Here is a 24,563-nt window from a genome sequence, read left to right on the forward strand (position 1 = left end):
GAAGTAAGACATTGCCGCTGAGTGTAGGGAGTGAAATTCTGCTTGTGAAACGCTAATATTTGGCTACTGGATTCAAAATTTTTGCAGGTAGAATATGTGGTCAGAATATTCACTCGAAGTGGTTGATGCCGTTGCCCGTAATGGCAGTTTTAGTTCTGCGGCGCAGGAGTTGCACCGCGTGCCTTCTGCGGTGAGCTACACCGTCCGTCAACTGGAAGAGTGGCTGGCGGTGCCGCTTTTCGAACGACGCCATCGGGACGTTGAACTGACCCCCGCCGGGGCATGGTTTTTAAAGGAAGGGCGCTCTGTTATCAAAAAAATGCAGATCACCCGGCAGCAGTGCCAGCAGATAGCCAACGGTTGGCGGGGGCAACTGGCGATTGCGGTCGACAATATTGTTAAGCCGGAGCGCACCCGGCAGATGATTGTTGATTTTTATCGCCATTTTGATGATGTGGAATTGCTGGTCTTTCAGGAGGTATTTAACGGCGTCTGGGATGCGCTGTCGGACGGGCGCGTGGAGCTGGCTATCGGCGCGACGCAGGCCATTCCGGTTGGAGGACGCTACACCTTTCGCGATATGGGGATGCTGAGCTGGAGCTGCGTGGTCGCCCGCCATCATCCGCTGGCGTCAATGGCTGGCCCGCTCAGTGACGACACGTTGCGCAACTGGCCGTCGCTGGTCCGGGAGGATACCTCGCGTACGCTTCCGAAGCGCATCACCTGGCTGCTGGATAATCAAAAACGCGTGGTGGTGCCGGACTGGGAATCTTCAGCGACCTGCCTCTCAGCGGGACTGTGTGTGGGAATGGTGCCGACCCACTTTGCTAAGCCGTGGATCGACAGCGGGAAATGGGTGGCGCTACAGCTTGAGAATCCGTTTCCTGATGCGGCGTGCTGTCTGACGTGGCAGCAGAATGACACGTCGCCCGCGCTGGCCTGGTTACTGGACTATCTGGGCGACAGCGAAACGCTGAATAAAGAGTGGTTACGGGAGCCGGAAGAGGCTCCCGCAGAAGGGGATTAACGGCGATAGTCGCGGAACGGGCCATCGGCGACAGAGCGACGCTCAATCAGACGCGGATGCACCTCAATGGACTGCGACTCTTCGCGTTTATTGACGATACGGTCAAGCAGCATATTGAAGGCCGTTTCACCCAGAGAATCTTTCGGCTGGTGAATCGTCGTCAGCGCAGGCGTAAAGTAACGCGCGTTGCGCACGTTGTCGTAGCCGATGACCGAGATATCCTGCGGTACGCGCAGCCCCATCTCGTCAGCGGCGCACAACGCGCCCATCGCCATAATGTCGCCACCGCAGAATACGGCCGTCGGGCGGTGAGACTGGGAGATCATTTGCTGCATCGCGCGGTAGCCTGATTCCGGCTCGAAATCACCCTGAACGATCCAGTTTTCCGGCACGTTTATCAACGCTTCTTCCATCGCTTTCATAAAGCCAGCCAGACGACCTGCGCCGGTGTTGCGTTCCATCGGGCCGGGGATCACGCCAATTTCACGGTGGCCGCGTTCAACCAGATAACGACCGGCCATATAGCCGCCTGCAAAGGCGTTATCAATGACCGTATCGGTAAAGTCCGCTTTGGCTTCGCCCCAGTCCATCACCACCATCGGGATATGGCGATACTCTTCAAGCATAGAGAGCAGGGACTCAGGGTATTCGGAACACATGACCAGCAGGCCATCCACGCGTTTTTGCGCCATCATGGAGAGGTACGCGCGCTGTTTTTCCAGGTTGTTCCAGGCGTTGCCCAGAATCAGCGTATATCCTTTCTGGAAACAGTTCTTTTCAACGGCTTCGATAATTTCAGCAAAATAGGCGGCTTCGCTGCTGGTCGCCAGCAAACCAATCGATTTGGTGTGGTTAACCTTCAGGCTGCGAGCAACCGCGCTGGGAGAGTAGTGCAGCTCTTTAATGGCTGCCCATACCGCGTTGCGCGTCTCTTCCGCAACGAAGCGCGTTTTGTTAATTACGTGTGATACGGTTGTAGTGGAAACGTTTGCTCGCTTCGCCACATCTTTAATTGTTGCCATTACATCTCACTCCAGACCATATCCTGAACTCCTGAAAATACTGTAAGTAAACGTTTGCCTTTACACACCTTGATCGCAACGTCAGGGTTGCGGCACGCCGGGAAAACGACACGGAACATCAGGAAGGAGGCAATGGCCGGTACGCTAATCAAGTAAGCGTGGAATTTTGTCTGATCTTGACGAAAAGGGGAAGAGTTAAAAGCGCTTATCAATATAAATCATGGGAGATTTTTGCATTCAAGTGTGTAAAAATGCGCAATATCACTTTTTGTGTGGGAATAAAAAGGAGAAAACTTGATGAGCACCGATCTGAAATTTTCGTTAGTGACCACCATTATTGTGCTGGGCCTGATTGTCGCGGGCGGTCTGACTGCCGCACTGAACTGATTTACCTCTGAGGGAGAGCATTCTCCCTCTGTCTTTCCTCTCTCTTCTTCCTCATTTTTAACCAAATCGTAAAAGTCTTTTGCTATTTTGCTTACTTTATTAGTTTTGTGATTGATGTCATGCTTTTGACTCTTTTGCGTGCCCCGTGACGGCACGAAGCTGCGGAGTCGATGTATGAAAATAAATTATCCCTTACTGGCGCTGGCAATTGGCGCATTTGGTATTGGAACCACCGAGTTCTCTCCGATGGGCTTGTTGCCCGTTATCGCTCGCGGCGTGGATGTCTCGATTCCTGCGGCCGGAATGCTAATCAGCGCGTATGCCGTTGGTGTGATGGTCGGCGCGCCGTTGATGACGCTGCTGCTTTCCCATCGCGCACGTCGTAATGCGCTTATTTTTTTGATGGCGATTTTTACCCTCGGAAATGTGCTGTCGGCCATCTCGCCGGATTACACTACATTGATGCTGTCGCGGATTCTGACCAGCCTGAATCACGGCGCTTTCTTCGGTCTGGGGTCGGTGGTGGCGGCCAGCGTCGTACCCAAACATAAACAGGCCAGTGCGGTCGCCACCATGTTTATGGGGCTGACGATCGCCAATATTGGTGGTGTTCCTGCGGCGACCTGGCTGGGGGAAACCATTGGCTGGCGTATGTCCTTCATGGCGACGGCGGGGCTGGGTGTAATTTCAATGATTAGCCTCTTTTTCTCGTTGCCGAAAGGCGGTGCGGGAGAGCGCCCTGAGGTGCGCAAAGAGCTGGCGGTGCTGTTGCGACCACAGGTGTTATCGGCATTACTGACCACCGTTCTGGGCGCAGGCGCGATGTTTACGCTCTATACCTATATCGCCCCGGTGCTGCACAGCATTACGCATGCAACGCCTGCCTTCGTTACCGGTATGCTGGTACTGATTGGCGTTGGCTTTTCTATCGGCAACTACCTGGGGGGAAAACTGGCGGATCGTTCGGTTAACGGCACCCTGAAAGGATTTTTGCTGCTGCTGATGGTGATTATGCTGGCGATCCCGTTCCTGGCGCGCAATGAAGTGGGCGCCGCTATCAGCATGGTGGTATGGGGGGCGGCGACGTTCGCGGTGGTTCCGCCTTTACAAATGCGCGTCATGCGGGTTGCCAGCGAAGCGCCAGGTCTCTCTTCATCGGTCAATATCGGTGCCTTTAATCTCGGTAATGCGCTTGGCGCAGCGGCGGGGGGCGCAGTGATTTCCGGTGGTTTGGGCTACAGTTTCGTACCGGTGATGGGGGCGATTGTGGCAGGGCTTGCGCTGTTGCTGGTCTTTGTCTCTGCGCGCAGACAGCCTGAAGACGTTTGCGTGGCGAGCTAAGCGCAGCATTAAAACGCAGAAGGGACTCCCTTCTGCGTTATTCTCTTTATGCCGCGAAGTTTTTCGCCACAAAGTCCCAGTTTACCAGCGCCCAGAAGTGCTCCAGGTAGCCAGGACGGGCATTGCGGTAGTCGATATAGTAGGCATGTTCCCACACATCAACGGTCATCAACGGCGTGGCGTCGGTGGTCAGCGGCGTACCGGCATTCGACGTAGAGACGATAGCCAGTTTCCCATCCGTCCCTTTCACCAGCCAGGTCCAGCCGGAACCGAAGTTCTTAATTGCGGCGTCGGTGAACTGCGCTTTGAAATCGGCAACGCTGCCGAAGGACGCGACAATGGCGTCAGCCAGTTTACCCGTTGGTTCGCCGCCAGCATCAGGTGCCAGGCAGTTCCAGTAGAAGGTGTGGTTCCAGACCTGGGCCGCGTTATTGAAGACGCCGCCTTCAGCGCCGCGAACGATCTCTTCCAGTGATTTCCCCTCAAACGGCGTGCCTTTGATCAGGTTGTTAAGGTTGGTCACATAGGTCTGATGATGTTTGCCGTAATGATATTCCAGCGTCTCAGCAGAAATGTGCGGTGCAAGAGCATCTTTGGCATACGGTAATGCAGGTAATTCAAACGACATTGCTTCTCTCCTTATATTTATATTAGGTGCGCACAATAACCTTATTGTACGTAAGGATAGGGTAGCAAATTGAAAGGTGATACAAAAGAAGAACTTACCCTGTAGTCATACTACAGGGTAACGTTTTATCGAATGGTTTTCGGCGTCATGACCCGGCGTGCGCCCACGTAATGGCGCTGCCAGTAATCTTCGCTAAGAGAGGTAATCTGTATTTCCTGACCGCTGCGCGGAGACTGAATAAATTTGCCGTTGCCAACGTAAACGCCAACGTGATCGGCGGTACCGCGACCCTGAGTACGGAAGAACACGAGATCGCCATTTTTCAGTTCGCCACGTTCAATCGGCGCGGCATCGCGCAAATGATACATTTCATTTGCAGTACGCGGGATGCGGAATTTCACCAGATCCTTATACGCGTAATAAACCAGACCGCTGCAATCAAAACCGGTTCGTGGAGACGTTCCGCCCCAACGATACGGTTTGCCAATCTGATTCATTAATTTATTCATCGCCGTGTTGGTGGCTTTCTGCATTTTCGCTTTATGCGCATCGGCAATGGCAAGCGGGGCGCCTTTTACTTTGACACAATGCGGCTTACGACCCTTGCGCGGCGTACATTTTTCCGTCCAGGTTACGGCGGCGGTTTGTGTGGTGGCGGGTTTGCTACGACGGCTTGCGATTTTGGTGGTTTTCGCAGGGGAGGCAATGCGTTTTTTCGATGTGGAGGCCGTTTTACTTTGGGTTTTACTCACGGCTTTTTTTGCAGTCTTCGTTTTTTTCTTGCTGGTCGCGGTGTTCTTCTGCTTATCTGCCGTTTTCGTGACATGCGCGGCAGGCGTCGCCCTGGCTTGCCGGGAAGCATGCGCCATTGACGTAAAAGGGAGCGTGGTAAAAAGCAAAGCACAGAGCGTGATCGAGATCCGGTTTATCCGCGCCACTGAGCAATCCTCTGGTTAAGGGCAGGTCGAATTCATGCCTGCGTATGATTTACAAAACGCATCGATTCTAATCTATAAAATCCCCGGAAGTTAATAGCTTTTGTCATCTAAAATCGCGTTTCGTTATTGAGTGCAAAAAAAAGCAGCAACAAAAGCGGAAACGGGTCAACAGATAAACAATTCCATACTGTTTAAGTGGATAAGGGATATTTAGAATGCAACTTCAGGCTTCAGACGATAAAATAGTAAAGCGTGATGAAAATGTTATTTTCCGTTGCCAGCCTGACCCGCTACAATGTCAGACTACTGCCGTAAAGAAGTTTAAGGAAGCAAGACAATGAGCACCACTATCGAAAAAATCCAGCGCCAGATCGCTGAAAACCCGATTCTCCTGTACATGAAAGGCTCTCCAAAACTGCCAAGCTGCGGTTTTTCCGCGCAGGCTGTTCAGGCGCTTTCTGCCTGTGGTGAACGTTTTGCCTATGTCGATATTCTGCAAAACCCGGACATCCGCGCCGAGCTGCCGAAATATGCAAACTGGCCGACCTTCCCGCAACTGTGGGTGGACGGTGAGCTGGTTGGCGGCTGCGATATCTTAATTGAAATGTACCAGCGCGGTGAGTTGCAGCAGTTGATCAAAGAGACTGCGGCAAAATACAAAACCGAAGAGCCTGACGCTGAGTAATTCAGCCGAAATAAAAAAGCGACCATCTGGTCGCTTTTTTTTTGCTGAAAACGCGCTTGCCTGATGGCGCATCGCTTATCAGGACGCGCGGGCACCGCCACCCGACACGATTATGCCTCTTCTGGTACCGGCAACGGCCAGCCGCCAAGACGCTTCCAGCGGTTAACGATTTCGCAAAACAGAATGGCCGTTCGTTCGGTGTCGTATAGCGCAGAGTGCGCCTGCGTTCCATCAAACGCCATTCCCGCCGCCAGACACGCTTTTGACAGCACGGTCTGTCCCAGCGCCAGGCCGCTCAGGGCCGCAGTGTCAAAGGTCACGAAGGGGTGGAAGGGGTTACGTTTCAGCGAAGCGCGCTCAGCGGCGGCCATCATAAAACTGTGATCGAACGTGGCGTTATGGGCCACCATGATTGCACGATTGCAACCGCTGTCTTTAATTCCCTTGCGCACCATTTTGAAAATAGCATGCAGCGCATCGTACTCGCTGACCGCGCCGCGCAGCGGGTTAGAAGGATCGATTCCGTTAAAGGCAAGCGCTTCGGGCTGTAAGTTTGCGCCTTCGAACGGCTCAACATGGAAATGCAGCGTCGTGTCCGGCATCAGCCAGCCTTGTTCATCCATTTTCAGCGTGATGGCGGCAACCTCAAGCAGCGCATCGGTTTTGGCATTGAATCCCGCCGTTTCGACATCAATGACGACAGGATAAAAACCACGAAAACGGTCGCACAGACCGGAAAGTTGAGCGTTATCGGACATCTGGGTCTCTTAATACGGAAAAATTGCAGCGCGCATTATGGCAAATTTTACGCTGAGATGCAGTAAAACAACGGGCACAGAGAGTCTGCGCCCGGCGGGAGATTAGTTGCCCAGACCGCGACCGGCGTCTTTGGCTTCAATCAGCTCAATTTTGTAGCCATCAGGATCTTCAACAAACGCGATGACGGTGGAGCCGCCTTTTACCGGACCCGCTTCACGCGTGACGTTACCGCCGTTCTGGCGAATGCGCTCGCAGGCTTCGGCAGCATTGTCGACGCTCAGGGCGATATGGCCATAGGCCGTGCCCAGCTCGTACTTATCAACGCCCCAGTTGTAAGTTAACTCGATCACCGCTTCTTCGCTTTCCGGGCCGTAACCCACGAATGCCAGAGAGTATTTGTATTCCGGGTTTTCGCTGGTGCGCAGCAGCTTCATGCCCAGTACGTTGGTGTAGAATTCGATGGAACGCTGCAAGTCGCCAACACGCAGCATGGTATGAAGTAAACGCATCTTTTTCCCCTCAAAAGTGCTGAATGGTCAATACATTCAAAATGTTGTTCTAGTATAGCGGCGTTTTTACGCCGCTACCAACGCAGGATTACAGGGTAGGATAGTCCGTGTAACCTTCAGCGCCGCCGCCGTAGAAGCTTTCTGCGCGTTGTGGATTCAGTTCTGCTTTGCGTTGCAGACGAGCCACCAGGTCCGGGTTAGCAATATACGCCCGGCCAAACGCGACGGCGTCGATCAGGCCCTTATTGAGCAGGTCTTCCGCTTTTTCCGGCGTATAGGCGCCCGCGCCAATGATTGGGCCGTGGAAGCGGGCGCGAACTTTCTCACGGAAGGCGTCAGTATACGGTTCGCCGCCAGCCCAGTCAGGTTCGGACATGTGCAGATAGGCAATGCCGCGTTTACCCAGTTCCTCAATCAGATAGAGCGCATCGGCTTCTTCATTCGGGCCATTGTCGACATTCTGGAATGTGCCGATAGGGGAAACACGAATACCAATTCGATCTGCCCCCCATTCCTGAATACCGGCATCGACGACTTCCAGCACCAGACGCGCGCGGTTCTCAACGCTACCGCCGTACTGGTCAGTACGATGGTTTGACGTCGGGGAAAGGAACTGGTGCAGCAGATAGCCGTGGGCGGAATGCAGTTCTACCAGGTCGAAACCGGCTTCACGCGCATTGGCGATAGCCTGACGGAAATCGTTGACGATGCCTGGGATCTCGTCGGTTTCCAGCGCGCGCGGCATTGAGGTGTCGACACGAATGGCCTGGCCGTTTTCATCGCGCAGCGAGGTACGGGTGCCAGCGCCGATCGCAGACGCGGAGACAGGGGGTTGGCCACCGGGTTGCAGGCTGGAATGAGAAATTCGACCGGTATGCCAGAGTTGAACAGCAATGTGCCCCTGTTCGGCATGAACGCCAGCGGTAATTTTTTTCCATGCCTCGATCTGCTCCGCGCTGTGCAGACCCGGCGCGCCCGCATAGCCTTTCGCCTGTGCGGAGATCTGCGTCGCTTCACTGATGATTAGCCCGGCGCTGGCGCGTTGACGATAATACTCGGCCATTAACGGGGTGGGGATATCGCCCGGTTCAATGCTGCGCAAACGCGTCAGAGGGGCCATGAACACACGGTTTGCTGCCGTAATTGCGCCCACTTTCAGCGGGGTAAACAGTTTCTCAGATGACATAATGGCTCCTGGTATAAGTAGACCGGTCGTCTAGTGATAAGGAAAATAAAAACGCCCGTTAAGCCGCAGGCGTTGCGATAATCGTTTTTACATGTGCCAGCGCGCTTTCAAGCGGGGCGGCACTGCGAGAAATTTTGGCGTGCAGATTCGCGCCTAACCACAGCGCATACAGGATCTGCGCCTGTTGCAGCGGCTCGCCAGCAAAAGAGAGACAGCGGGCTTCGCGTCCTTTTTCCAGCGCTTGCGCTAACAGCGTAATAATATGCCGCGCGCCTTTGTCCATCGCAGTGCGCATATCTTCTGAGAGATCGCACACTTCGGCGGACAGCTTTACGGTCAAACAGCCGCTGATAGTGCCTTGCTGGCAAAACTGATTCAGGGTTTCCTGATAGTAAGCCAGAATGCGGTCACGGTAGTTGCCCGCACCGGCGTCAAAATGCGTTGCCAGCCGCTGATGATATCCGGCGTAATGCCGTTCCAGCATGGCGACGCCAAACGCTTCTTTGGAACGAAAATAGTGATAAAACGACCCCTTCGGCACTTCGGCGGTTTTGAGCAGCTCGCTCAATCCCATTCCGGTGAAGCCACGCTGCATACAAAGCTGCTCGCCGGTAGCCAGAAGATGTTCGCGGGTATCATGTTCAGTCTGTTTGTTCATGCCGCAGAGTGTAATAGACCAATCGGTCTAATGCAAGTCAGGTTGCCAGAAAGCCAGTTAGCGTCTTCAATAAGCATAAGTGCTTTCGTTGAGGAGAGAGTGTGGCCGAGCAGTTAGAGTTTTTTCCCGTCCCAAGCCCGTGCCGGGGGATCTGTCAGTCGGATGAGCGCGGATTTTGTCGCGGCTGTCTGCGCAGTCGGGATGAACGTTTCAACTGGCAAAAAATGAGCGACGCCGAGAAGCAGGACGTGTTGCGGCTTTGTCGTCAGCGTCTTATGCGCAAATTACGCGCAAACAAACCGAACCCGCAGGAAGAACCTCAACAACCCTCACTCTTTTGAAACCGTAATTGCGTATACTCGCTAAACATCTATATATGAGGAAGCGGTTATGGTTCAGCGTATCACTATTGCCCCGCAAGGCCCGGAATTTTCGCGCTTCGTGATGGGTTACTGGCGTCTGATGGACTGGAATATGTCTGCGCGTCAGCTGGTCAGCTTTATTGAAGAGCATCTTGATCTGGGCGTCACGACCGTTGACCATGCGGATATCTACGGCGGTTATCAATGTGAGGCCGCGTTTGGCGAAGCGTTGAAACTGGCGCCGCACCTGCGTGAGCGGATGCAGATCGTAACGAAGTGTGGTATCGCCACGACCGCCCGGGCTGAAAATGTACTCGGCCATTACATCACTGACCGCGACCACATTGTCGCCAGCGCTGAACAGTCCCTGAAAAATCTGGCGACCGACCGTCTTGATCTGCTGCTCATCCATCGTCCCGACCCGCTAATGGATGCGGACGACGTCGCGGAAGCATTCCAGCATCTCCACCAGAGCGGAAAAGTGCGCCACTTTGGCGTCTCTAACTTTACCCCGGCCCAGTTTACGCTGCTGCAATCGCGTCTGCCGTTTACCCTTGCCACGAACCAGGTTGAGATTTCACCGGTTCATCAGCCGCTGCTACTGGACGGCACGCTGGATCAGCTACAGCAACTGCGTATTCGACCGATGGCGTGGTCCTGTCTTGGCGGCGGTCGTCTGTTTAATGATGATGAATTCGCGCCGCTGCGCAACGAACTTGCCGCGATCGCGGAAGAGCTGAACGCGACCACGATAGAGCAGGTGGTATATGCGTGGATTTTACGTCTGCCGTCTCAGCCGTTGCCGATTATCGGCTCCGGTAAAATTGAGCGCGTACGCGCAGCGATTGAGGCGGAGTCTCTGACGATGTCGCGTCAGCAATGGTTCCGTATCCGCAAAGCGGCGTTAGGTTACGACGTACCATAATGCTGCATTTTCGGCTTTCCGTTCAAAATTGTGTCACTGGTTTACACTTAACCGGGTAAACACATTTGACGGAGGTCTTATGAAGCGTTTGAGTCTGGCAATGTTAACCCTGCTGGCCTGTGCGGGCGCACAGGCCGCCAGTGAAGAAGTGACGATGAATCTGGTGACTTCGCAAGGCGTCGGGCAGTCGATTGGCAGCGTAACCATTGCCGAAACGGATAAAGGGCTGGAGTTTACTCCCGACCTGAAAGCGCTGCCGCCGGGTGAACATGGTTTTCATATCCATGCTAACGGCAGTTGCCAGCCTGCGATTAAAGAGGGTAAAGCCTCGGCGGCAGAGGCGGCGGGCGGGCATTTCGACCCGCACAATACCGGGAAGCACGAGGGGCCGGAAGGCGCCGGGCATATGGGCGATCTTCCCGTGCTGGTGGTCAATAATGACGGGATAGCCACCACGCCTGTTACTGCGCCGCGCCTGAAATCTCTTGATGAAATCAAAGATAAAGCGCTGATGATCCACGTCGGCGGCGATAACATGTCCGATCAGCCGAAACCGCTTGGCGGTGGTGGCGAGCGTTACGCCTGCGGCGTCATCAAATAGTCAGGACGTCAGTGAACCCTGCGGCGGCGCTTGCTCAAGCTGCGACAGCGAGCAGTGTAATCGCCAGATGAGCGCCGCCAGTTCCTGAGCCGCAGGTTGATGATGATGCGACAGCGTGTTGCAAATACGCTGTAGCTCCTGGAGCGTGGCCGCCAGCGGTCGTTGCTGTACGCCGCGCTCGCTCATCACGTCGCGCAACAAGGCAATACAGATATCCCGGACGCGCGAAAGCGGGTCGGAGCGGGTTTCCCAGGCACGCAGTTGCCACACCACATGTGAACAATTCAGCAGTACCACTCCCCAGCGTAACAGCCAGCGTCGCGCCAGTGCATCCTGGCTATTGCTGAGTTGACTGACGTGATGATAGGTCAGCGATTCAAACTCATTCTCGCTGTGCGATGGATGACGACTGAGCTGATCGACAAAATCTCTGCGCAATGCGCGGATATGGCGACGGCTTTTGCGGGCATCCGAACCCGGACGCAGGATCGCAAAGGCCAGCCACGACAGCGCGACCCCGGCAATTTTAGCCGTATTGTCATTAAGAAAATCAGCAAAGTTATACACGGGGGGATTGGTGACGGCGATAAACGATCCCATAAAAACGATCAACTGCCCCCAAAGTCCGGCGAGTTTCGGCATTTGCAGCTTCAGCAGTTGCATCGTGGCCAGCAAAGGAAATAGAAACAGCAAAAACTGCCAGAGATCGGTTATCTGCACCATCAAACCGAATTTGACGACGAAGCTGAACAACGAGAGCAGAATCAGCGTGCGCATCAATAAAGAGAGTGATTTAAACGGCGTGGCGACGGCGGAATAGAGCACGCAACTGATGGCCGCCAGCGTTAATGCCCCTGAACCGGATTCCCATTGTGAACCGATACTCCACGCGCCAATCACCATGAGGGTGGTAAATGTGCGCAATCCGCTCCATATCGCTTCGGCGTTGTCCGTATGGCGGGCCAGACCGGGGCTGCGCGTTACTTTGATCTCATCGACTGCGGCGCCGTTTTCCAGCAACCGTAGCTGATGGCTGTTGTGTAAGTAGAGCTGGCAGAAATAGCGCAATCGCTGCCAGAAGGCGACGTGGCGGTAATCCTGTCGGTTTTTCGGATGTAGCGGGGCAATAATGCGCGCGACGGTATAACTGTCGGTATGCGGATTAGCCAGCGCGGCCAGCAGTTGTTCAATCACATCGCGGGTCTGCTCCGGCGGGTTGGGCCAGTTCAACAACATCCTGCGGAGGCTGGAAATGACGCTGGTCAGGCGAAGCTGCTGATGTAGCAGAGCGTTAAGCAGCGCGTTCTGGCGACGAAAACGGTAGTGACTCCAGAATGCCTGAATGCGCAGCAGGTTCATCGTCAAAATTTGGCCGATAACCCCTTCATGGGCGGAACGTATCGCATCGGTGGTTTCCGGCTGCCAGAGCAGGCTGGCGTGCTCCAGCAGCCGTGCGTGCATATTTTTCAGCGCGGTCAACAGCGCCGTGCCGTCAGAGGTGCTGGGCAGGATCATCATCATCATGCCGCCGCAAAGAATACCGACGATCACCTCGCAGACCCTGGCCTGGGCGATATCCCACAACTGTGTGACCTCGATGATGTTGACCATGGGAAAGGCAATGATGGCGGCCGTGTAACCCGCCAGCTGGAAGGCGTAGGCGACGTTATTGGTGAAATGGGCGCAGGCCCAGGTGCAAAAGCCAATCCAGGCCGCCATGCTTAATAAAAAGAGCCAGGGTTCGTTTAGCGTGTGACCTGCGATGATGAGCGCGGCGGTGGCGCCAAGTAAACTCCCGGCAATACGCCCCAGACTTTTACTGATCACGCCGCCTACCGTCGGAAAACTTACCACGGCGGCAGAGGTCATCGCCCAGTATGGCTCATCCAGGTTGATGTAGTAGGCGAACGTCAGCGCCAGGCACATGGCGAGGGTATTGCGCAATGCATAGCGCCATTGCCCAGAGGTTGCCTTGAACCAGGGCGTATCGCGCCAGGTCAGGTGAGGGAGCTTCATTAGCGCTGACCGATAGCCACGCTGCATGTTGTGCCCGAAACCAGCGTGACATCATGGGGTAACGCATCAAATTCGATACGCACCGGCACGCGCTGCGCCAGACGAACCCAGGGAACGTTAGGTTTAATGTCAGGGACCAGGCCGGAATCGCTCTCCACGCTTTGATCATAAATCGCCCGGCCAATACTGGCAACGTGACCCTGTAACTTCACGTTGCCGCTGTAGAGGGTGATCTGCGCCGGAGCGCCTTCGCGAATATGGCGCAGTTTCGTCTCTTCGAAATATCCCATGACGTAGAACGAGTGGCTGTCGACCAGCGCAAACAGCGGTTGGCCGGTAGAGGCGTAATCCCCCGTGCGCGTTGAGAGGTTTGTCACCCAGCCCGCGACCGGCGCGCGAACGTCGGTCTGGGCTAATTGCCATTGCGCCTGTTTTAATGACGCTTCCGCCGCTTCGACGCTGGCCTGCATCGCTTTAACGTTCAGGTTTGCGGTGTCCATATCTTCGGCAGAGATGTAATTTTGTGATAAATGGCGACGACGGTTGGCTTCATTATTGGCTTTCGCTAAATCGGAGCGGGCTTTAGCCAGTTCTGCCTGCGCATTAAGCTCAGCGATGTGAAAAGGGGTCTTATCGATAGAAAAGAGCAGATCGCCTGCATTCACGAACTGGTTATCTTTTATATTGAGTTCGGTGATGCTGCCGGAGACCTGAGGCGTAATGCTCACCTGTTCCGCCCGTACTTTACCGTCGCGCGTCCACGGAGATTGCATGTAGTAATTCCATAGCCACCAACCGGCCAGAACCGCGATGGCCGCAACCACAATCGTTGAAAAGTATTTCATTGTTTTAAGCGACATAATCACCACGCAATCAGCAAAATAAGGCTCAGGCACACGCAAAGTGCAAATATCGACAGATCCATCAGCAGGGGATGCCAGATTTCACCCGAGTAAATCCAGTCGCGTAGCAGGCGATGCGCCAGCAGCCAGATAACAAATCCAAGCGCGAATGCTTTGAAAAGCGGAGGGAAATAGACAGATGCGCCGATCACCAGATCTTGTAGGGGCAATCCTGTTGCAGTGGGTATAAACGTCACAAGCAAGAATCCTTTGCGTTAAACAGCGTTGCTATAGGTTTAGTAAAAACCGAGGTACAGCACGTCTTTTCCGCATAATGTCTGAAAAAATGTCTACCTGTAAGCAAATTTAGCAATACATTTGTTTTGAGCATATAAATGCTGCACACTATTCTAAAATCAGTATAATATCTTAGCAAGCTAATTATAAGGAGATGAAATTGGAATCGCCACTAGGTTCTGATCTGGCACGGTTGGTGCGCATTTGGCGTGCTCTGATTGACCATCGCCTGAAACCTCTGGAGTTGACGCAGACACACTGGGTAACGCTGCATAATATTCACCAACTTCCGCCAGATCAGTCGCAAATACAGTTAGCCAAAGCGATTGGCATTGAACAACCGTCTCTGGTGCGTACGCTGGATCAGCTTGAAGACAAAGGGCTTATCTCACGACAAACCTGCGCCAGCGATCGTCGCGCCAAGCGAATTAAGCTGACGGAGAAGGCGGAACCGCTCATCACAGAGATGGAAGCCGTGATCAATAAAACGCGTGGAGAGATTCTGGAAGGGATTTCGCCGCAGGAACTTGAGCTGTTAATTAAGCTGATTGCGAAACTTGAGCACAATATTATTGAGTTGCAGTCTCAGAACTAAGAGCAGAAGAAAGGCGTGTGGCCAGAGGCTGACCACACGTCTGTTGGATTAGCGCGGAGAAACAGTAACCTGGCTGCCGTTGCTGGCCAGAACAACACGCTGACCTGCGGAGAAACGGGTATCGCCCTGTTTCTGTACCACCATGATGGTGTTGCCGTCATCCTTACGGATTTCCAGTTCCACACCCTGAGTTTTGTTCATCGCGCCCTGGACGCCTTGTCCCGCTACGCCGCCTGCGACTGCGCCAGCGGCCGTCGCCAGTGAACGACCCGTCCCGCCACCGATGGTATTACCGAGGAAACCACCGAGCACTGCACCACCGATAGCGCCGATCACGTTGGAGTCATCACCGCCCTGGATTTGCACCGGACGAACGTTAACGACAGTGCCGTATGTGACATTCTGCACTTGTTTCGCCTCGGACGCGGTATAGACATCACCGGAAAGGCTATCGTTATTCACACAACCCGCTAAAGATAAGCCCATCAGTGAAACGATCAGCACACGTTTAATCATCTATAAATCTCCTGTTCACCATGAAACGCCACAAAGCATCCCTCATGGTTAAATTATATGGCATATACGACCGTAAAGGCACATGTTCTGCTGGAACAATGTGAAAATCATAATCAGATTTGGGTTAACCAAGTATAAACGAATCATCCATGAGATTTATCAGAACAGAGTGTCAGCGTCTGCATCGAAGGGTAAAAATGCTTAATGAAGCATGGTATTAGCGGAAACTTTGTGGTTGAGTGGTAACGCTAAAATCATGCTTAACACGCTAAAAGGAAGATGTATGAAATCGGGCCGTTTTATCGGCGTTATGTCTGGAACCAGCCTTGATGGCGTCGATGTTGTGCTGGCGGCAATTGATGAAACGATGGTCGCACAGCAGGCGAGCCTGACCTGGCCCATCCCCGTTCATCTTAAACAAGCCATTCTGGATATTTGCCAGGGGCAACAACTCACGCTTTCCCAGTTTGGCCAGTTGGATACGCAGCTTGGGCAGCTTTTTGCCGACGCGGTGAACGCGCTGCTGGCGCAGGAAAAACTGCGGCCGCGGGATATTGTCGCCATCGGCTGTCATGGTCAGACGGTCTGGCATGAACCTACCGGCGCTGCGCCGCATACCTTACAAATCGGTGATAACAACCAAATTGTCGCGCGAACCGGGATAACGGTTGTCGGTGATTTTCGTCGTCGCGATATTGCATTGGGCGGGCAAGGCGCGCCGCTGGTTCCCGCGTTCCACCAGGCGTTGCTGGCGCACCCGACAGAGCGTCGGATGGTGCTGAACATTGGCGGTATCGCCAACCTGTCTTTGCTCATACCGGGTCAACCGGTAAGAGGGTACGATACTGGGCCAGGCAATATGCTCATGGATGCCTGGATCTGGCGGCAGTGCGCTAAGCCTTATGATAAAGACGCGCAATGGGCTAGCGAAGGGAAAGTGATAATTCCGCTGCTGCAAAATATGTTGAGCGATCCCTATTTTTCAGCGCCCGCGCCGAAAAGCACCGGGCGTGAGTATTTCAACTATGGCTGGATAGAACGCCACCTTTCGGCCTTTCCTGGCCTCGCTCCCCGCGATATTCAGGCAACGCTGGCTGAGCTGACCGCGGTGACAATTTCTGAACAGGTTCTGTTAAGCGGCGGCTGCGAGCGGCTGATGGTGTGCGGCGGCGGGAGTCGTAACCCTTTGCTGATGGCGCGTCTGGCCGGGTTGCTGCCGGGCACGGAAGTTACCAGCACGGATGAAGCCGGGATCAGTGGCGATGATATGGAAGCGCTGGCGTTTGCCTGGCTGGCGTGGCGCACGCTCGCCGGGTTGCCGGGGAACCTCCCTTCGGTGACGGGGGCCACAGAATCCAGCATTCTGGGGGCCATTTTCCCGGCGAACCCACGAACTCAGAGTTAACTGAATTTTTCCGGGCCTGTCTGCCGTTAAACTGAAAGGGTTAGGAAGGGCGTATTTGCCCTTCGGACCAGGAAAGTCTTCGGGATATGTCTATGAAAAAACTGCTCATTGTATGTCTGCCTGTGCTCCTGAGCGGTTGTAGCGTCTACAACCAATTGCTTGAGCGTATGCAAACGGACACGCTGGAATATCAGTGTGATGAAAAACCGCTTACCGTAAAAATGAACAATACCCGGCAAGAGGTGAATTTTGTTTACGACAATAAACTGCTGAACCTCAAACAGGGCATGTCTGCGTCGGGAGCACGTTACACGGACGGCATCTACGTCTTTTGGTCAAAAGGCGATGGCGCAACGGTCTATAAACGCGACAGAATTGTGCTGAATAACTGCCAGTTACAAAACCCGAAGCGTTGAGATTTTCACCTGGGCGGCGCACAATAGCGCCACCCACTGACAATCCGTAGCGAACACCATGTCTGATAACGACGAATTGCAGCAAATCGCGCATCTGCGCCGTGAATACACCAGAGGCGGCCTGCGTCGCAACGATCTTCCCGCTGAACCGTTAACCCTTTTCGAACGCTGGCTGGGTCAGGCATGTGATGCCAGACTGGCGGACCCGACCGCGATGGTGGTCGCCACCGTCGATGAAAACGGTCAGCCTTATCAACGCATTGTGCTGCTTAAACATTACGATGAAAAAGGGATGGTGTTTTACACCAACCTGGGCAGCCGTAAGGCGCATCACCTCGAAAATAATCCGCGTATCAGTCTGTTGTTCCCGTGGCATATGCTGGAACGGCAGGTGATGGTGACTGGCAAAGCGGAACGCCTTTCCACGCTTGAAGTGGTGAAATACTTCCACAGCCGCCCGCGCGACAGCCAGATTGGCGCCTGGGTGTCTAAACAATCCAGCCGAATCTCTGCGCGCGGCATTCTGGAAAGCAAGTTCCTTGAGCTGAAGCAGAAGTTCCAGCAAGGGGAAGTCCCGTTGCCCAGCTTCTGGGGCGGATTCCGCGTCAATATTGAACAGATGGAGTTCTGGCAGGGCGGCGAACACCGTTTACACGACCGCTTTTTATACCAGCGCGAAAACAACGCGTGGAAAATTGACCGGCTTGCTCCTTAAACCCCGAAATTTGTTGTGTTAAGCGCTAGCGCTGCGTGCGTCAGCGCTTTATTCTATATACCTTTCGCGTCTGGCGAAAAGTCGTGTACCGGCAAAGGTGCAGTCGTTTTATACATGGAGATTTTGATGGCAAGCAGTAACTTGATTAAACAATTGCAAGAGCGGGGGCTGGTGGCCCAGGTAACGGACGAGGAAGCGTTAGCAGAGCGACTGGCGCAAGGCCCGATCGCGCTCTATTGCGGCTTCGACCCTACCGCTGACAGCTTGCATTTGGGGCATCTTGTTCCATTGTTATGCCTGAAACGCTTCCAGCAGGCAGGTCACAAGCCTGTTGCGCTGGTAGGCGGCGCGACCGGTCTGATTGGCGACCCGAGCTTTAAAGCCGCTGAGCGTAAACTGAACACCGAAGATACTGTGCAGGAGTGGGTGGATAAAATCCGCAAGCAGGTTGCACCGTTCCTCGATTTTGACTGTGGTGACAATTCCGCCATTGCCGCGAATAACTACGACTGGTTTGGCGGCATGAATGTGCTGACCTTCCTGCGCGACATCGGCAAGCACTTCTCCGTCAATCAGATGATCAACAAAGAAGCGGTGAAGCAACGTCTGAACCGTGACGATCAGGGCATCTCCTTTACCGAGTTCTCCTATAACCTGTTGCAGGGTTATGACTTTGCCTGCCTGAATAAACTGCACGGCGTTACGCTGCAAATCGGCGGCTCTGACCAGTGGGGCAACATCACCTCCGGTATCGATCTGACCCGTCGTCTGCATCAGAACCAGGTGTTCGGCCTGACCGTACCGCTGATCACCAAAGCAGATGGCACCAAGTTTGGTAAAACCGAAGGCGGCGCGGTATGGCTGGACCCGAAAAAGACCAGTCCGTACAAGTTCTACCAGTTCTGGATCAACACCGCAGATGCTGACGTGTACCGCTTCCTGAAATTCTTCACCTTCATGGACATTGCCGAGATCAATGCGCTGGAAGAAGAAGATAAGAACAGCGGTAAAGCGCCGCGTGCCCAGTATGTGCTGGCAGAGCAGGTCACGCGCCTGGTGCATGGCGAAGAAGGTCTGGTTGCGGCGAAACGTATCACTGAAAGCCTGTTCAACGGTAATCTGAGCGATCTCAGCGAAGCCGATTTCGAACAACTGGCTCAGGATGGCGTGCCGATGATCGAGATGGAAAAAGGCGCCGATCTGATGCAGGCGCTGGTGGATTCCGAACTGCAACCGTCTCGTGGTCAGGCGCGTAAAACCATCGCCTCTAATGCGGTGACCATCAACGGTGAAAAACAGTCAGACCCGGAATATTTCTTCCAGGACAGCGACATTTTATTCGGGCGCTACACGCTGTTGCGCCGCGGTAAAAAGAATTACTGTCTGATTTGCTGGAAATAATAAAAAGTCAGCAGGGGCGTGGGAAACCACGCCCCTTTATTATTTTAGGGTTATGGTAAACATGAAGAATATCCTCGCCATCCAGTCGCATGTTGTGTTCGGCCATGCGGGCAACAGTGCTGCTGAATTTCCGATGCGCCGTCTTGGCGCGAATGTCTGGCCGCTGAATACCGTTCAGTTTTCTAACCACACGCAGTATGGCAAATGGACCGGTTGCGTTATGCCGCCCGAACATTTGACTGAAATTGTTCAGGGTATTGCGGATATTGATAAACTTCAGACGTGCGATGCGGTTCTTAGCGGCTATCTGGGTTCCGCAGAGCAGGGTGAGCATATTCTGGGGATTGTTCGTAAAGTAAAAGCGGCGAATCCACAGGCGAAATATTTCTGCGATCCGGTCATGGGGCATCCTGAAAAAGGGTGCATCGTGGCGCCTGGCGTCGCTGAGTTCCACGTTCGCCATGCGCTCCCGGCCAGCGACATTATCGCGCCCAATCTGGTGGAGCTGGAAATTCTCTGTGAACATGCGGTCAATAATGTTAATGAAGCCGTACTGGCTGCCAGGGAACTGATTGCGGAAGGGCCGCAAGTTGTGCTGGTTAAACATCTCGCCCGGGCGGGATACAGCCCCGACCGCTTTGAGATGTTGCTGGTGACGGCGGATGAAGCCTGGCATATTAGCCGTCCGCTTGTTGATTTCGGGATGCGTCAGCCAGTGGGTGTCGGGGATGTGACCAGCGGTTTGTTGCTGGTAAAACTGTTGCAGGGCGCAACGTTGCAGCAAGCGCTTGAACACGTTACTGCGGCGGTATATGAAATTATGATCGCCACGAAAAATATGCAGGAATACGAGTTGCAGGTGGTGGCCGCGCAGGATCGCATTGCTAAACCTGAACACTATTTCAGCGCGACGCAGCTGTGAGTTTTACCGAAGCGCCCGGTGGCGCTAACGCTTACCGGGCCTACGGGTTGTTCTGTAGGCCGGATAAGGCGTAGCCGTCATCCGGCAAAGTGCCCGGAGGCGCTAACGCTTACCGGGCCTACGGGGTGTTCTGTAGGCCGGATAAGGCGCAGCCGCCATCCGGCAAAGCGCCCGGAGGCGCTAATGCTTACCGGGCCTACGGGTTGTTTTACAGGCCGGATAAGGCGTAGCCGCCATCCGGCGCAACAACCATTAGTTCAAACCTTCCGCCTTTAGCGCCGCCGCCACGCAGGGGCGTTCAGCGACCCGCACCATATAAACGTCGATATGGCTTAATCCTTCCATATTCAGCTTCACCGCTTTCGCCCAGCGCAATACGGTAAAAAGGTAGGCATCTGCGATCGTGAAACGCTGGCCGCAAAGACACTGGCCTTCCTGGAGCGCGTCATTCACGTAGCGCAATTTTTTCTCCAGCTGCGCACGGACAATCGGTTTATATTCCTCTGGCGTATCCGGGCGGAAGAGTGGCGTAAAACCTTTGTGCAACTCCGTGGCAATATAGTTGAGCCATTCCAGCGTCTTGTAGCGGGAGATGGTGCCTGTCGGTGCCAACAGCTGACGATCGGGCACGCTATCTGCCAGATATTGCATAATCGCAACGCCTTCGGTCAGTAAGGTGCCATCGTCCAGCAGCAGAGCCGGAACCTGTCCTTTTGGGTTTACCGCGAAATAATCATCGCCGTTTTCCAGACGCTTTTTCGCCAGATCAACGCCATCCAGCGTGAAATCAATACCGCTTTCCCGCAGGGTGATGTGAGAAGCAAGAGAACAGGCGCCCGGTTTGTAGAACAGTTTCATCGGTAACTCCTTTTTGCTGAGGTTTAACGTATGGTAGTGCGGCATCAGGCAAAAAAAAAGCCGCTAACGCACGTTAGCGGCCTGAATATCAGTTTCCCTGAAAATTACGCGGTAGCGGTTTTGGCGGCCTTCGCGTTTTCTTCATCATCCTGAGTCATGCGATTCAGTTTCGGCGCGGTGATAAGCATCAGCGCGGCGATAACCGCAGTGGCGACACCGATTTGCAGGAATACGCGACCGTAAACTTCCAGAGACATCAGCGGGTCAGTAACGTTTTCCGGCACCGCCATCATGCCAGCCACGTAGCCACCAATCAGGTTGGCGCCCGCCGTAGTCAGGAACCAGCTACCCATGATGAAGCCCATCAGACGCTGCGGAACCAGCTGGGCAACCATTGCCAGACCCAGGCCGGAGATCATCAGTTCACCGATACTTTGCAGACCGTAGCTGAGGATGAGCCAGTTAACAGACACAATGCCTGCATCTGTAGCGAATTTCGCGCCCAGCGGCAGAACGAGGAACGCGCCAGAGCACAGAACCATACCGATAGCGAATTTGGTCGGCATCGGCAGCGTATCACCCATCTTGTTATAGATGGCCGCCAGAATCGGGCTACCAATGATGATCCAGAACGGGTTCAGCGCCTGATACTGCTCCGGTTCAACCGCGATACCGAGGATTGTGTGTTCAACGTTACGGATTGCGAAGAAGTTCAGTGACGTCGGCATCTGGCTGTACAGCACAAAGAAGATAATCGCTTCCAGCATCAGGATGAATGCGACGATCATTTTACGACGTGCCGCGCCCTGCATCGCGAACGCTTCTTTACCAAAGATAATCACGATACCCAGAGCGATCACGCCCAGAACCATACGTGCAATGCCCTGGTTGTGCAGCAGCCAGGTCGCGATAGCGATCAGCACGATAACGCCTGCGATAGTCGCCAGCAATTTACCGAAATGTACCGCTTCGAAGTCTGGTTTTGAGCCGTAATCTTTAACCCAACTGCGGCAGAACAGGAAGTTAACCACCGTGATGAGCATACCGACGAAGCTCAGGGCAAACGCCACGCTCCAGCCGAATTTTGCGGCAAGCCACGGCGTCGCCAGCATAGAGAAGAAGGAACCGATGTTGATGGACATGTAGTACATGGTGAATGCACCGTCCAGACGCGGGTCATCTTTGGCATAGCAGGTCGACAGCAGAGAAGACGGGTTCGCTTTGAACAGACCGTTACCTACGGCGATGGTCGCCATACCCATATAGACGATCGCAACATCATGACCGGACCAGGCGACCAGGCCATAACCAATCGCCAGTACGATAGCACCCAGCATAATGACGCGTTTGGTGCCCAGAACTTTATCCCCTAACCAGCCGCCAATGGCGACCAGACCATACACCAGGGCGCTAAAGGAAGAGAAAAGGGTGATGGAATCCGCTTCTGACATACCCAGTTGTTTAACCAGGTAGACGGCCATAATTCCTTGCAGGCCGTAATAACCAAAACGCTCCCATAACTCAATAGAGAAAATGAGATAGAACGATTTCGGTTGTTTGAAAGCGTTCAAACTGACGCTTTCAGTTGGTTTATTGTTTGCAGTAGACACTTTTACCTCTTTTTTTACATCCCATATTAACGGGGGTGTTCTGGCGCGTGATGAGTCAAGTTCATCCGTCCGATTGTTATAGTGGGAGGGGAAACGGCAAGTAATGTTCACTATCTTTCCCTTCCATACAAGGGGTTTGTAATACTCTGTTACATATATCTTGCATGGTGGAATCATCGGGACTGAGAAATGTTATGTAGCGTTAAATTTCTTCATTTGTAAAATGGCAGTTTTTTACACTACAGGGAGGGGCGAAAAAGCGGATGGTGGCGATATGTTCTGCTATTTAAGGTTTAAAGTAGTGATATAGGCCATTATCTTAAAAATAGCCAGTGTAATGTTTTGTATTGAAAAGGCATCATCAGGTCATCTGGTTGTAATTTTAACCGTATTTGATAAAAAATTTTACACGAAGTTATCAATGTGATCTGGATCACGTATGGATAGAAATTTCAGTTTCTAAAAAAACGATTAACCTGGTGAAGTGTTAAATCAAAAGAACATTGCATTAAGAAAGCGAAGCGGGCCGGTATCATAGTCGGGTAAACAGGTGAGCCGAAGTGGATAACAAATTGTTATGCGTCGGGGCGTACGGCGTCACCCCTGGCGCATCAGATATCGACTTTCTCTTTGTATTCGCAAAGATCTTCAATAATGCAGGAGCCGCAGCGTGGTTTACGGGCAATGCAGGTGTAGCGGCCATGCAGAATTAACCAGTGGTGGCAATCGACTTTAAATTCCGCTGGAACGACCTTGAGCAGTTTTTCTTCCACCTGCTCGACGTTTTTACCGGGGGCGAACTGTGTCCGGTTACAGACGCGGAAAATATGCGTATCGACGGCGATAGTTGGCCAGCCAAATGCGGTATTGAGCACCACGTTGGCTGTTTTACGCCCGACGCCGGGCAGCGCTTCCAGAGCCGCCCGATCCTCTGGAACCTCGCCATTGTGCAGTTCAAGCAACATCCGGCAGGTCTTAATCACATTCTCCGCTTTGCTGTTGAACAGGCCGATAGTCTTGATATACGACTTTACGCCCTCGACGCCAAGCTCCAGCATAGCCGCCGGGGTATTGGCGACGGGATAAAGTTTTGCGGTCGCTTTATTCACGCTGACGTCCGTGGCCTGTGCTGACAGCAATACGGCGATGAGTAGCTCAAACGGCGAGGTGAAATTTAACTCCGTTGTGGAGTGTGGATTGTTGTCACGCAGGCGCGTTAATATTTCCAGTCGTTTTGTTTTGTTCATTACACATTCCCTGTTTCACCTGACGGAAGCTCAGCGGCAACGGCTTCGGCGCGGCGTTTTTTCATTTTCTCGTCAATAAGGTACTTCACGGCCAGCATCAGCCCCAGGCTAATAAAAGCGCCGGGCGGCAGCATCGCCAGCAGGAAAGGCGAGTCGGTATGAAAAATCTCCACGCGCAGCACTTTCGCCCAGTCGCCCAGCAGACCGTCAGCGCCATCAAACAACGTGCCATTGCCGATGATTTCACGCATGGAGCCGAGGACAAACATGGCGCCGGTCGCCCCCATGCCAATGGAAAAACCGTCCAGCGCGGACAGCGCCGGGCCTTTTTTCGCGGCAAAAGCCTCTGCGCGCCCCACAACGATGCAGTTGGTCACAATCAGCGGAATGAAGATCCCCAGCGACTGATACAAACCGAAGGCATAAGCGTTGATCAGCATCTGTACTGCACTGACCACGGACGCGATGATCATTACGTAGATTGGGATGCGGATTTCCGCTGGCGTCCAGCGGCGCAGGGCGGAAATTGTCAGGTTGGTCAGCGTCAACACCAGCGTGGTGGCGAGGCCGAGGCCTAATGCGTTCGTGGCGGTGGAGGTCACTGCCAGTAGCGGGCACATACCAAGCAGCTGTACAAGCGCTGAGTTGTTTTTCCACAAGCCCTGAACGATAACGTCTTTAATTTCGCTCATGGT

The 24,563-nt window shown here is 53.6% G+C and carries 27 protein-coding genes and 1 pseudogene; 13 read left to right on the forward strand and 15 right to left on the reverse strand.

The window, feature by feature from the left end:
- Window positions 1-94: 94 nt before the first annotated feature.
- On the forward strand, window positions 95-1,027 hold the full coding sequence (punR, locus tag OGX93_RS10870; protein ID WP_012132545.1) for a DNA-binding transcriptional activator PunR: 933 nt from the start codon (window positions 95-97) through the stop codon (window positions 1,025-1,027).
- Here punR and purR read toward each other — a convergent pair.
- Window positions 1,024-2,049 (reverse strand): HTH-type transcriptional repressor PurR, encoded by a 1,026-nt coding sequence (gene purR, locus OGX93_RS10875; protein WP_012132544.1) that lies wholly within the window; start codon window positions 2,047-2,049, stop codon window positions 1,024-1,026. The two genes, punR and purR, sit on opposite strands and share 4 nt — an antisense overlap.
- Window positions 2,050-2,346: 297 nt before the next feature.
- On the opposite strand from purR, the gene cydH reads away from it, so the two are divergent.
- Window positions 2,347-2,436, forward strand: a complete 90-nt coding sequence (gene cydH, locus OGX93_RS10880) for a cytochrome bd-I accessory subunit CydH (protein ID WP_096753851.1) — start codon at window positions 2,347-2,349, stop codon at window positions 2,434-2,436.
- 174 nt (window positions 2,437-2,610) lie between these two features.
- Window positions 2,611-3,777, forward strand: coding sequence for an MFS transporter (locus OGX93_RS10885; RefSeq protein WP_071258165.1), 1,167 nt, complete (start codon window positions 2,611-2,613; stop codon window positions 3,775-3,777).
- A gap of 46 nt (window positions 3,778-3,823) precedes the next feature.
- Here the strand turns inward: OGX93_RS10885 and sodB are convergent, their stop codons facing one another.
- Window positions 3,824-4,405, reverse strand: a complete 582-nt coding sequence (gene sodB, locus OGX93_RS10890) for a superoxide dismutase [Fe] (RefSeq protein WP_286449611.1) — start codon at window positions 4,403-4,405, stop codon at window positions 3,824-3,826.
- A 125-nt stretch (window positions 4,406-4,530) separates the two neighbouring features.
- The gene (locus tag OGX93_RS10895; protein ID WP_286449610.1) at window positions 4,531-5,343 is read right to left on the reverse strand and encodes a C40 family peptidase; all 813 of its coding nucleotides are present in this window, start codon (window positions 5,341-5,343) and stop codon (window positions 4,531-4,533) included.
- A gap of 337 nt (window positions 5,344-5,680) precedes the next feature.
- Here OGX93_RS10895 and grxD point away from each other — a divergent pair, with 337 nt between their 5' ends.
- The gene (grxD, locus tag OGX93_RS10900) at window positions 5,681-6,028 is read left to right on the forward strand and encodes a monothiol glutaredoxin 4 (RefSeq protein WP_003832760.1); all 348 of its coding nucleotides are present in this window, start codon (window positions 5,681-5,683) and stop codon (window positions 6,026-6,028) included.
- 110 nt (window positions 6,029-6,138) lie between these two features.
- Here the strand turns inward: grxD and rnt are convergent, their stop codons facing one another.
- The 4 genes from rnt to OGX93_RS10920 form a co-directional block, all read right to left on the reverse strand.
- Entirely contained in the window at window positions 6,139-6,786 is a 648-nt protein-coding gene (gene rnt / locus OGX93_RS10905) for a ribonuclease T (RefSeq protein ID WP_286449609.1), read from the reverse strand.
- A gap of 102 nt (window positions 6,787-6,888) precedes the next feature.
- Window positions 6,889-7,296 (reverse strand): lactoylglutathione lyase, encoded by a 408-nt coding sequence (gene gloA / locus OGX93_RS10910; protein ID WP_024130371.1) that lies wholly within the window; start codon window positions 7,294-7,296, stop codon window positions 6,889-6,891.
- A gap of 88 nt (window positions 7,297-7,384) precedes the next feature.
- A complete protein-coding gene (locus tag OGX93_RS10915) occupies window positions 7,385-8,482 on the reverse strand; it encodes an alkene reductase (RefSeq protein WP_049008642.1) in 1,098 nt (365 codons plus the stop codon).
- Window positions 8,483-8,540: 58 nt separating this feature from the next.
- Window positions 8,541-9,140: a TetR/AcrR family transcriptional regulator gene (locus tag OGX93_RS10920; protein WP_047457263.1), complete on the reverse strand. Its 600-nt coding sequence runs from the start codon at window positions 9,138-9,140 to the stop codon at window positions 8,541-8,543.
- Window positions 9,141-9,241: 101 nt separating this feature from the next.
- On the opposite strand from OGX93_RS10920, the gene OGX93_RS10925 reads away from it, so the two are divergent.
- The 3 genes from OGX93_RS10925 to sodC all read left to right on the forward strand — a co-directional run bounded on the left by OGX93_RS10925 (window position 9,242) and on the right by sodC (window position 11,028).
- A complete protein-coding gene (locus OGX93_RS10925; protein ID WP_012132532.1) occupies window positions 9,242-9,481 on the forward strand; it encodes a DUF1289 domain-containing protein in 240 nt (79 codons plus the stop codon).
- Between the two features lie 49 nt (window positions 9,482-9,530).
- On the forward strand, window positions 9,531-10,427 hold the full coding sequence (locus tag OGX93_RS10930) for an aldo/keto reductase (RefSeq protein WP_012132531.1): 897 nt from the start codon (window positions 9,531-9,533) through the stop codon (window positions 10,425-10,427).
- Window positions 10,428-10,506: 79 nt separating this feature from the next.
- The gene (sodC, locus tag OGX93_RS10935; protein ID WP_012132530.1) at window positions 10,507-11,028 is read left to right on the forward strand and encodes a superoxide dismutase [Cu-Zn] SodC; all 522 of its coding nucleotides are present in this window, start codon (window positions 10,507-10,509) and stop codon (window positions 11,026-11,028) included.
- On the opposite strand, the pseudogene OGX93_RS10940 reads toward sodC, so the two are convergent.
- The 3 genes and pseudogenes from OGX93_RS10940 to OGX93_RS10950 all read right to left on the reverse strand — a co-directional run bounded on the left by OGX93_RS10940 (window position 11,004) and on the right by OGX93_RS10950 (window position 14,143).
- A pseudogene (locus tag OGX93_RS10940) lies at window positions 11,004-13,044 on the reverse strand (FUSC family protein). The gene sodC and the pseudogene OGX93_RS10940 sit on opposite strands and share 25 nt — an antisense overlap.
- The gene (locus OGX93_RS10945) at window positions 13,044-13,904 is read right to left on the reverse strand and encodes an efflux RND transporter periplasmic adaptor subunit (protein ID WP_112002410.1); all 861 of its coding nucleotides are present in this window, start codon (window positions 13,902-13,904) and stop codon (window positions 13,044-13,046) included. Before OGX93_RS10945 ends, OGX93_RS10940 begins: the two are co-directional and overlap by 1 nt.
- Before the next feature lie 2 nt (window positions 13,905-13,906).
- Window positions 13,907-14,143 carry a DUF1656 domain-containing protein gene (locus tag OGX93_RS10950; RefSeq protein ID WP_012132527.1) on the reverse strand — a complete coding sequence of 79 codons (237 nt, stop codon included), beginning with the start codon at window positions 14,141-14,143 and terminating at the stop codon, window positions 13,907-13,909.
- Between the two features lie 194 nt (window positions 14,144-14,337).
- Between OGX93_RS10950 and slyA the strand changes: the two genes are divergently transcribed.
- A complete protein-coding gene (gene slyA, locus OGX93_RS10955) occupies window positions 14,338-14,778 on the forward strand; it encodes a transcriptional regulator SlyA (RefSeq protein WP_012132526.1) in 441 nt (146 codons plus the stop codon).
- Between the two features lie 48 nt (window positions 14,779-14,826).
- Here the strand turns inward: slyA and slyB are convergent, their stop codons facing one another.
- Window positions 14,827-15,294, reverse strand: a complete 468-nt coding sequence (slyB, locus tag OGX93_RS10960) for an outer membrane lipoprotein SlyB (protein ID WP_012132525.1) — start codon at window positions 15,292-15,294, stop codon at window positions 14,827-14,829.
- Window positions 15,295-15,577: 283 nt separating this feature from the next.
- On the opposite strand from slyB, the gene anmK reads away from it, so the two are divergent.
- From anmK to pdxY, 5 genes are all read left to right on the forward strand, one after another.
- On the forward strand, window positions 15,578-16,699 hold the full coding sequence (gene anmK, locus OGX93_RS10965; protein ID WP_058669075.1) for an anhydro-N-acetylmuramic acid kinase: 1,122 nt from the start codon (window positions 15,578-15,580) through the stop codon (window positions 16,697-16,699).
- A gap of 86 nt (window positions 16,700-16,785) precedes the next feature.
- Window positions 16,786-17,115, forward strand: a complete 330-nt coding sequence (gene mliC, locus OGX93_RS10970; RefSeq protein WP_012132523.1) for a C-type lysozyme inhibitor — start codon at window positions 16,786-16,788, stop codon at window positions 17,113-17,115.
- Between the two features lie 58 nt (window positions 17,116-17,173).
- A complete protein-coding gene (gene pdxH / locus OGX93_RS10975; protein ID WP_012132522.1) occupies window positions 17,174-17,830 on the forward strand; it encodes a pyridoxamine 5'-phosphate oxidase in 657 nt (218 codons plus the stop codon).
- A gap of 126 nt (window positions 17,831-17,956) precedes the next feature.
- On the forward strand, window positions 17,957-19,231 hold the full coding sequence (gene tyrS, locus OGX93_RS10980; protein WP_024130365.1) for a tyrosine--tRNA ligase: 1,275 nt from the start codon (window positions 17,957-17,959) through the stop codon (window positions 19,229-19,231).
- Window positions 19,232-19,292: 61 nt separating this feature from the next.
- On the forward strand, window positions 19,293-20,153 hold the full coding sequence (gene pdxY, locus OGX93_RS10985) for a pyridoxal kinase PdxY (RefSeq protein ID WP_058669168.1): 861 nt from the start codon (window positions 19,293-19,295) through the stop codon (window positions 20,151-20,153).
- 252 nt (window positions 20,154-20,405) lie between these two features.
- On the opposite strand, the gene gstA is transcribed toward pdxY, so the two are convergent.
- The 4 genes from gstA to OGX93_RS11005 form a co-directional block, all read right to left on the reverse strand.
- On the reverse strand, window positions 20,406-21,011 hold the full coding sequence (gene gstA / locus OGX93_RS10990) for a glutathione transferase GstA (RefSeq protein ID WP_286449608.1): 606 nt from the start codon (window positions 21,009-21,011) through the stop codon (window positions 20,406-20,408).
- A gap of 104 nt (window positions 21,012-21,115) precedes the next feature.
- A complete protein-coding gene (gene dtpA, locus OGX93_RS10995) occupies window positions 21,116-22,621 on the reverse strand; it encodes a dipeptide/tripeptide permease DtpA (protein ID WP_024130362.1) in 1,506 nt (501 codons plus the stop codon).
- Between the two features lie 611 nt (window positions 22,622-23,232).
- Window positions 23,233-23,868, reverse strand: coding sequence for an endonuclease III (gene nth, locus OGX93_RS11000; RefSeq protein ID WP_286449607.1), 636 nt, complete (start codon window positions 23,866-23,868; stop codon window positions 23,233-23,235).
- Window positions 23,868-24,560 (reverse strand): electron transport complex subunit E, encoded by a 693-nt coding sequence (locus tag OGX93_RS11005; RefSeq protein WP_286449606.1) that lies wholly within the window; start codon window positions 24,558-24,560, stop codon window positions 23,868-23,870. Before OGX93_RS11005 ends, nth begins: the two co-directional genes overlap by 1 nt.
- Window positions 24,561-24,563 lie beyond the last annotated feature (3 nt).

The sequence above is a fragment of the Citrobacter sp. CK195 genome (genome assembly GCF_030333365.1).
In the GTDB taxonomy this organism is placed as follows: Bacteria; Pseudomonadota; Gammaproteobacteria; order Enterobacterales; family Enterobacteriaceae; genus Citrobacter_B; species Citrobacter_B koseri.

What these genes read in the sequence shown, in the direction of transcription:
- OGX93_RS10920 (WP_047457263.1), bottom strand. Translation starts at nt 9,140, where the DNA reads ATGAACAAACAGACTGAACATGATACCCGCGAACATCTTCTGGCTACC.
- slyB (WP_012132525.1), bottom strand. Translation starts at nt 15,294, where the DNA reads ATGATTAAACGTGTGCTGATCGTTTCACTGATGGGCTTATCTTTAGCG.
- gloA (WP_024130371.1), bottom strand. Translation starts at nt 7,296, where the DNA reads ATGCGTTTACTTCATACCATGCTGCGTGTTGGCGACTTGCAGCGTTCC.
- rnt (WP_286449609.1), bottom strand. Translation starts at nt 6,786, where the DNA reads ATGTCCGATAACGCTCAACTTTCCGGTCTGTGCGACCGTTTTCGTGGT.
- OGX93_RS10915 (WP_049008642.1), bottom strand. Translation starts at nt 8,482, where the DNA reads ATGTCATCTGAGAAACTGTTTACCCCGCTGAAAGTGGGCGCAATTACG.
- nth (WP_286449607.1), bottom strand. Translation starts at nt 23,868, where the DNA reads ATGAACAAAACAAAACGACTGGAAATATTAACGCGCCTGCGTGACAAC.
- pdxH (WP_012132522.1), top strand. Translation starts at nt 17,174, where the DNA reads ATGTCTGATAACGACGAATTGCAGCAAATCGCGCATCTGCGCCGTGAA.
- sodC (WP_012132530.1), top strand. Translation starts at nt 10,507, where the DNA reads ATGAAGCGTTTGAGTCTGGCAATGTTAACCCTGCTGGCCTGTGCGGGC.
- purR (WP_012132544.1), bottom strand. Translation starts at nt 2,049, where the DNA reads ATGGCAACAATTAAAGATGTGGCGAAGCGAGCAAACGTTTCCACTACA.
- OGX93_RS11005 (WP_286449606.1), bottom strand. Translation starts at nt 24,560, where the DNA reads ATGAGCGAAATTAAAGACGTTATCGTTCAGGGCTTGTGGAAAAACAAC.
- punR (WP_012132545.1), top strand. Translation starts at nt 95, where the DNA reads ATGTGGTCAGAATATTCACTCGAAGTGGTTGATGCCGTTGCCCGTAAT.
- OGX93_RS10885 (WP_071258165.1), top strand. Translation starts at nt 2,611, where the DNA reads ATGAAAATAAATTATCCCTTACTGGCGCTGGCAATTGGCGCATTTGGT.
- cydH (WP_096753851.1), top strand. Translation starts at nt 2,347, where the DNA reads ATGAGCACCGATCTGAAATTTTCGTTAGTGACCACCATTATTGTGCTG.
- slyA (WP_012132526.1), top strand. Translation starts at nt 14,338, where the DNA reads ATGAAATTGGAATCGCCACTAGGTTCTGATCTGGCACGGTTGGTGCGC.
- sodB (WP_286449611.1), bottom strand. Translation starts at nt 4,405, where the DNA reads ATGTCGTTTGAATTACCTGCATTACCGTATGCCAAAGATGCTCTTGCA.
- mliC (WP_012132523.1), top strand. Translation starts at nt 16,786, where the DNA reads ATGTCTATGAAAAAACTGCTCATTGTATGTCTGCCTGTGCTCCTGAGC.
- OGX93_RS10945 (WP_112002410.1), bottom strand. Translation starts at nt 13,904, where the DNA reads ATGTCGCTTAAAACAATGAAATACTTTTCAACGATTGTGGTTGCGGCC.
- pdxY (WP_058669168.1), top strand. Translation starts at nt 19,293, where the DNA reads ATGAAGAATATCCTCGCCATCCAGTCGCATGTTGTGTTCGGCCATGCG.
- tyrS (WP_024130365.1), top strand. Translation starts at nt 17,957, where the DNA reads ATGGCAAGCAGTAACTTGATTAAACAATTGCAAGAGCGGGGGCTGGTG.
- grxD (WP_003832760.1), top strand. Translation starts at nt 5,681, where the DNA reads ATGAGCACCACTATCGAAAAAATCCAGCGCCAGATCGCTGAAAACCCG.
- anmK (WP_058669075.1), top strand. Translation starts at nt 15,578, where the DNA reads ATGAAATCGGGCCGTTTTATCGGCGTTATGTCTGGAACCAGCCTTGAT.
- gstA (WP_286449608.1), bottom strand. Translation starts at nt 21,011, where the DNA reads ATGAAACTGTTCTACAAACCGGGCGCCTGTTCTCTTGCTTCTCACATC.
- OGX93_RS10930 (WP_012132531.1), top strand. Translation starts at nt 9,531, where the DNA reads ATGGTTCAGCGTATCACTATTGCCCCGCAAGGCCCGGAATTTTCGCGC.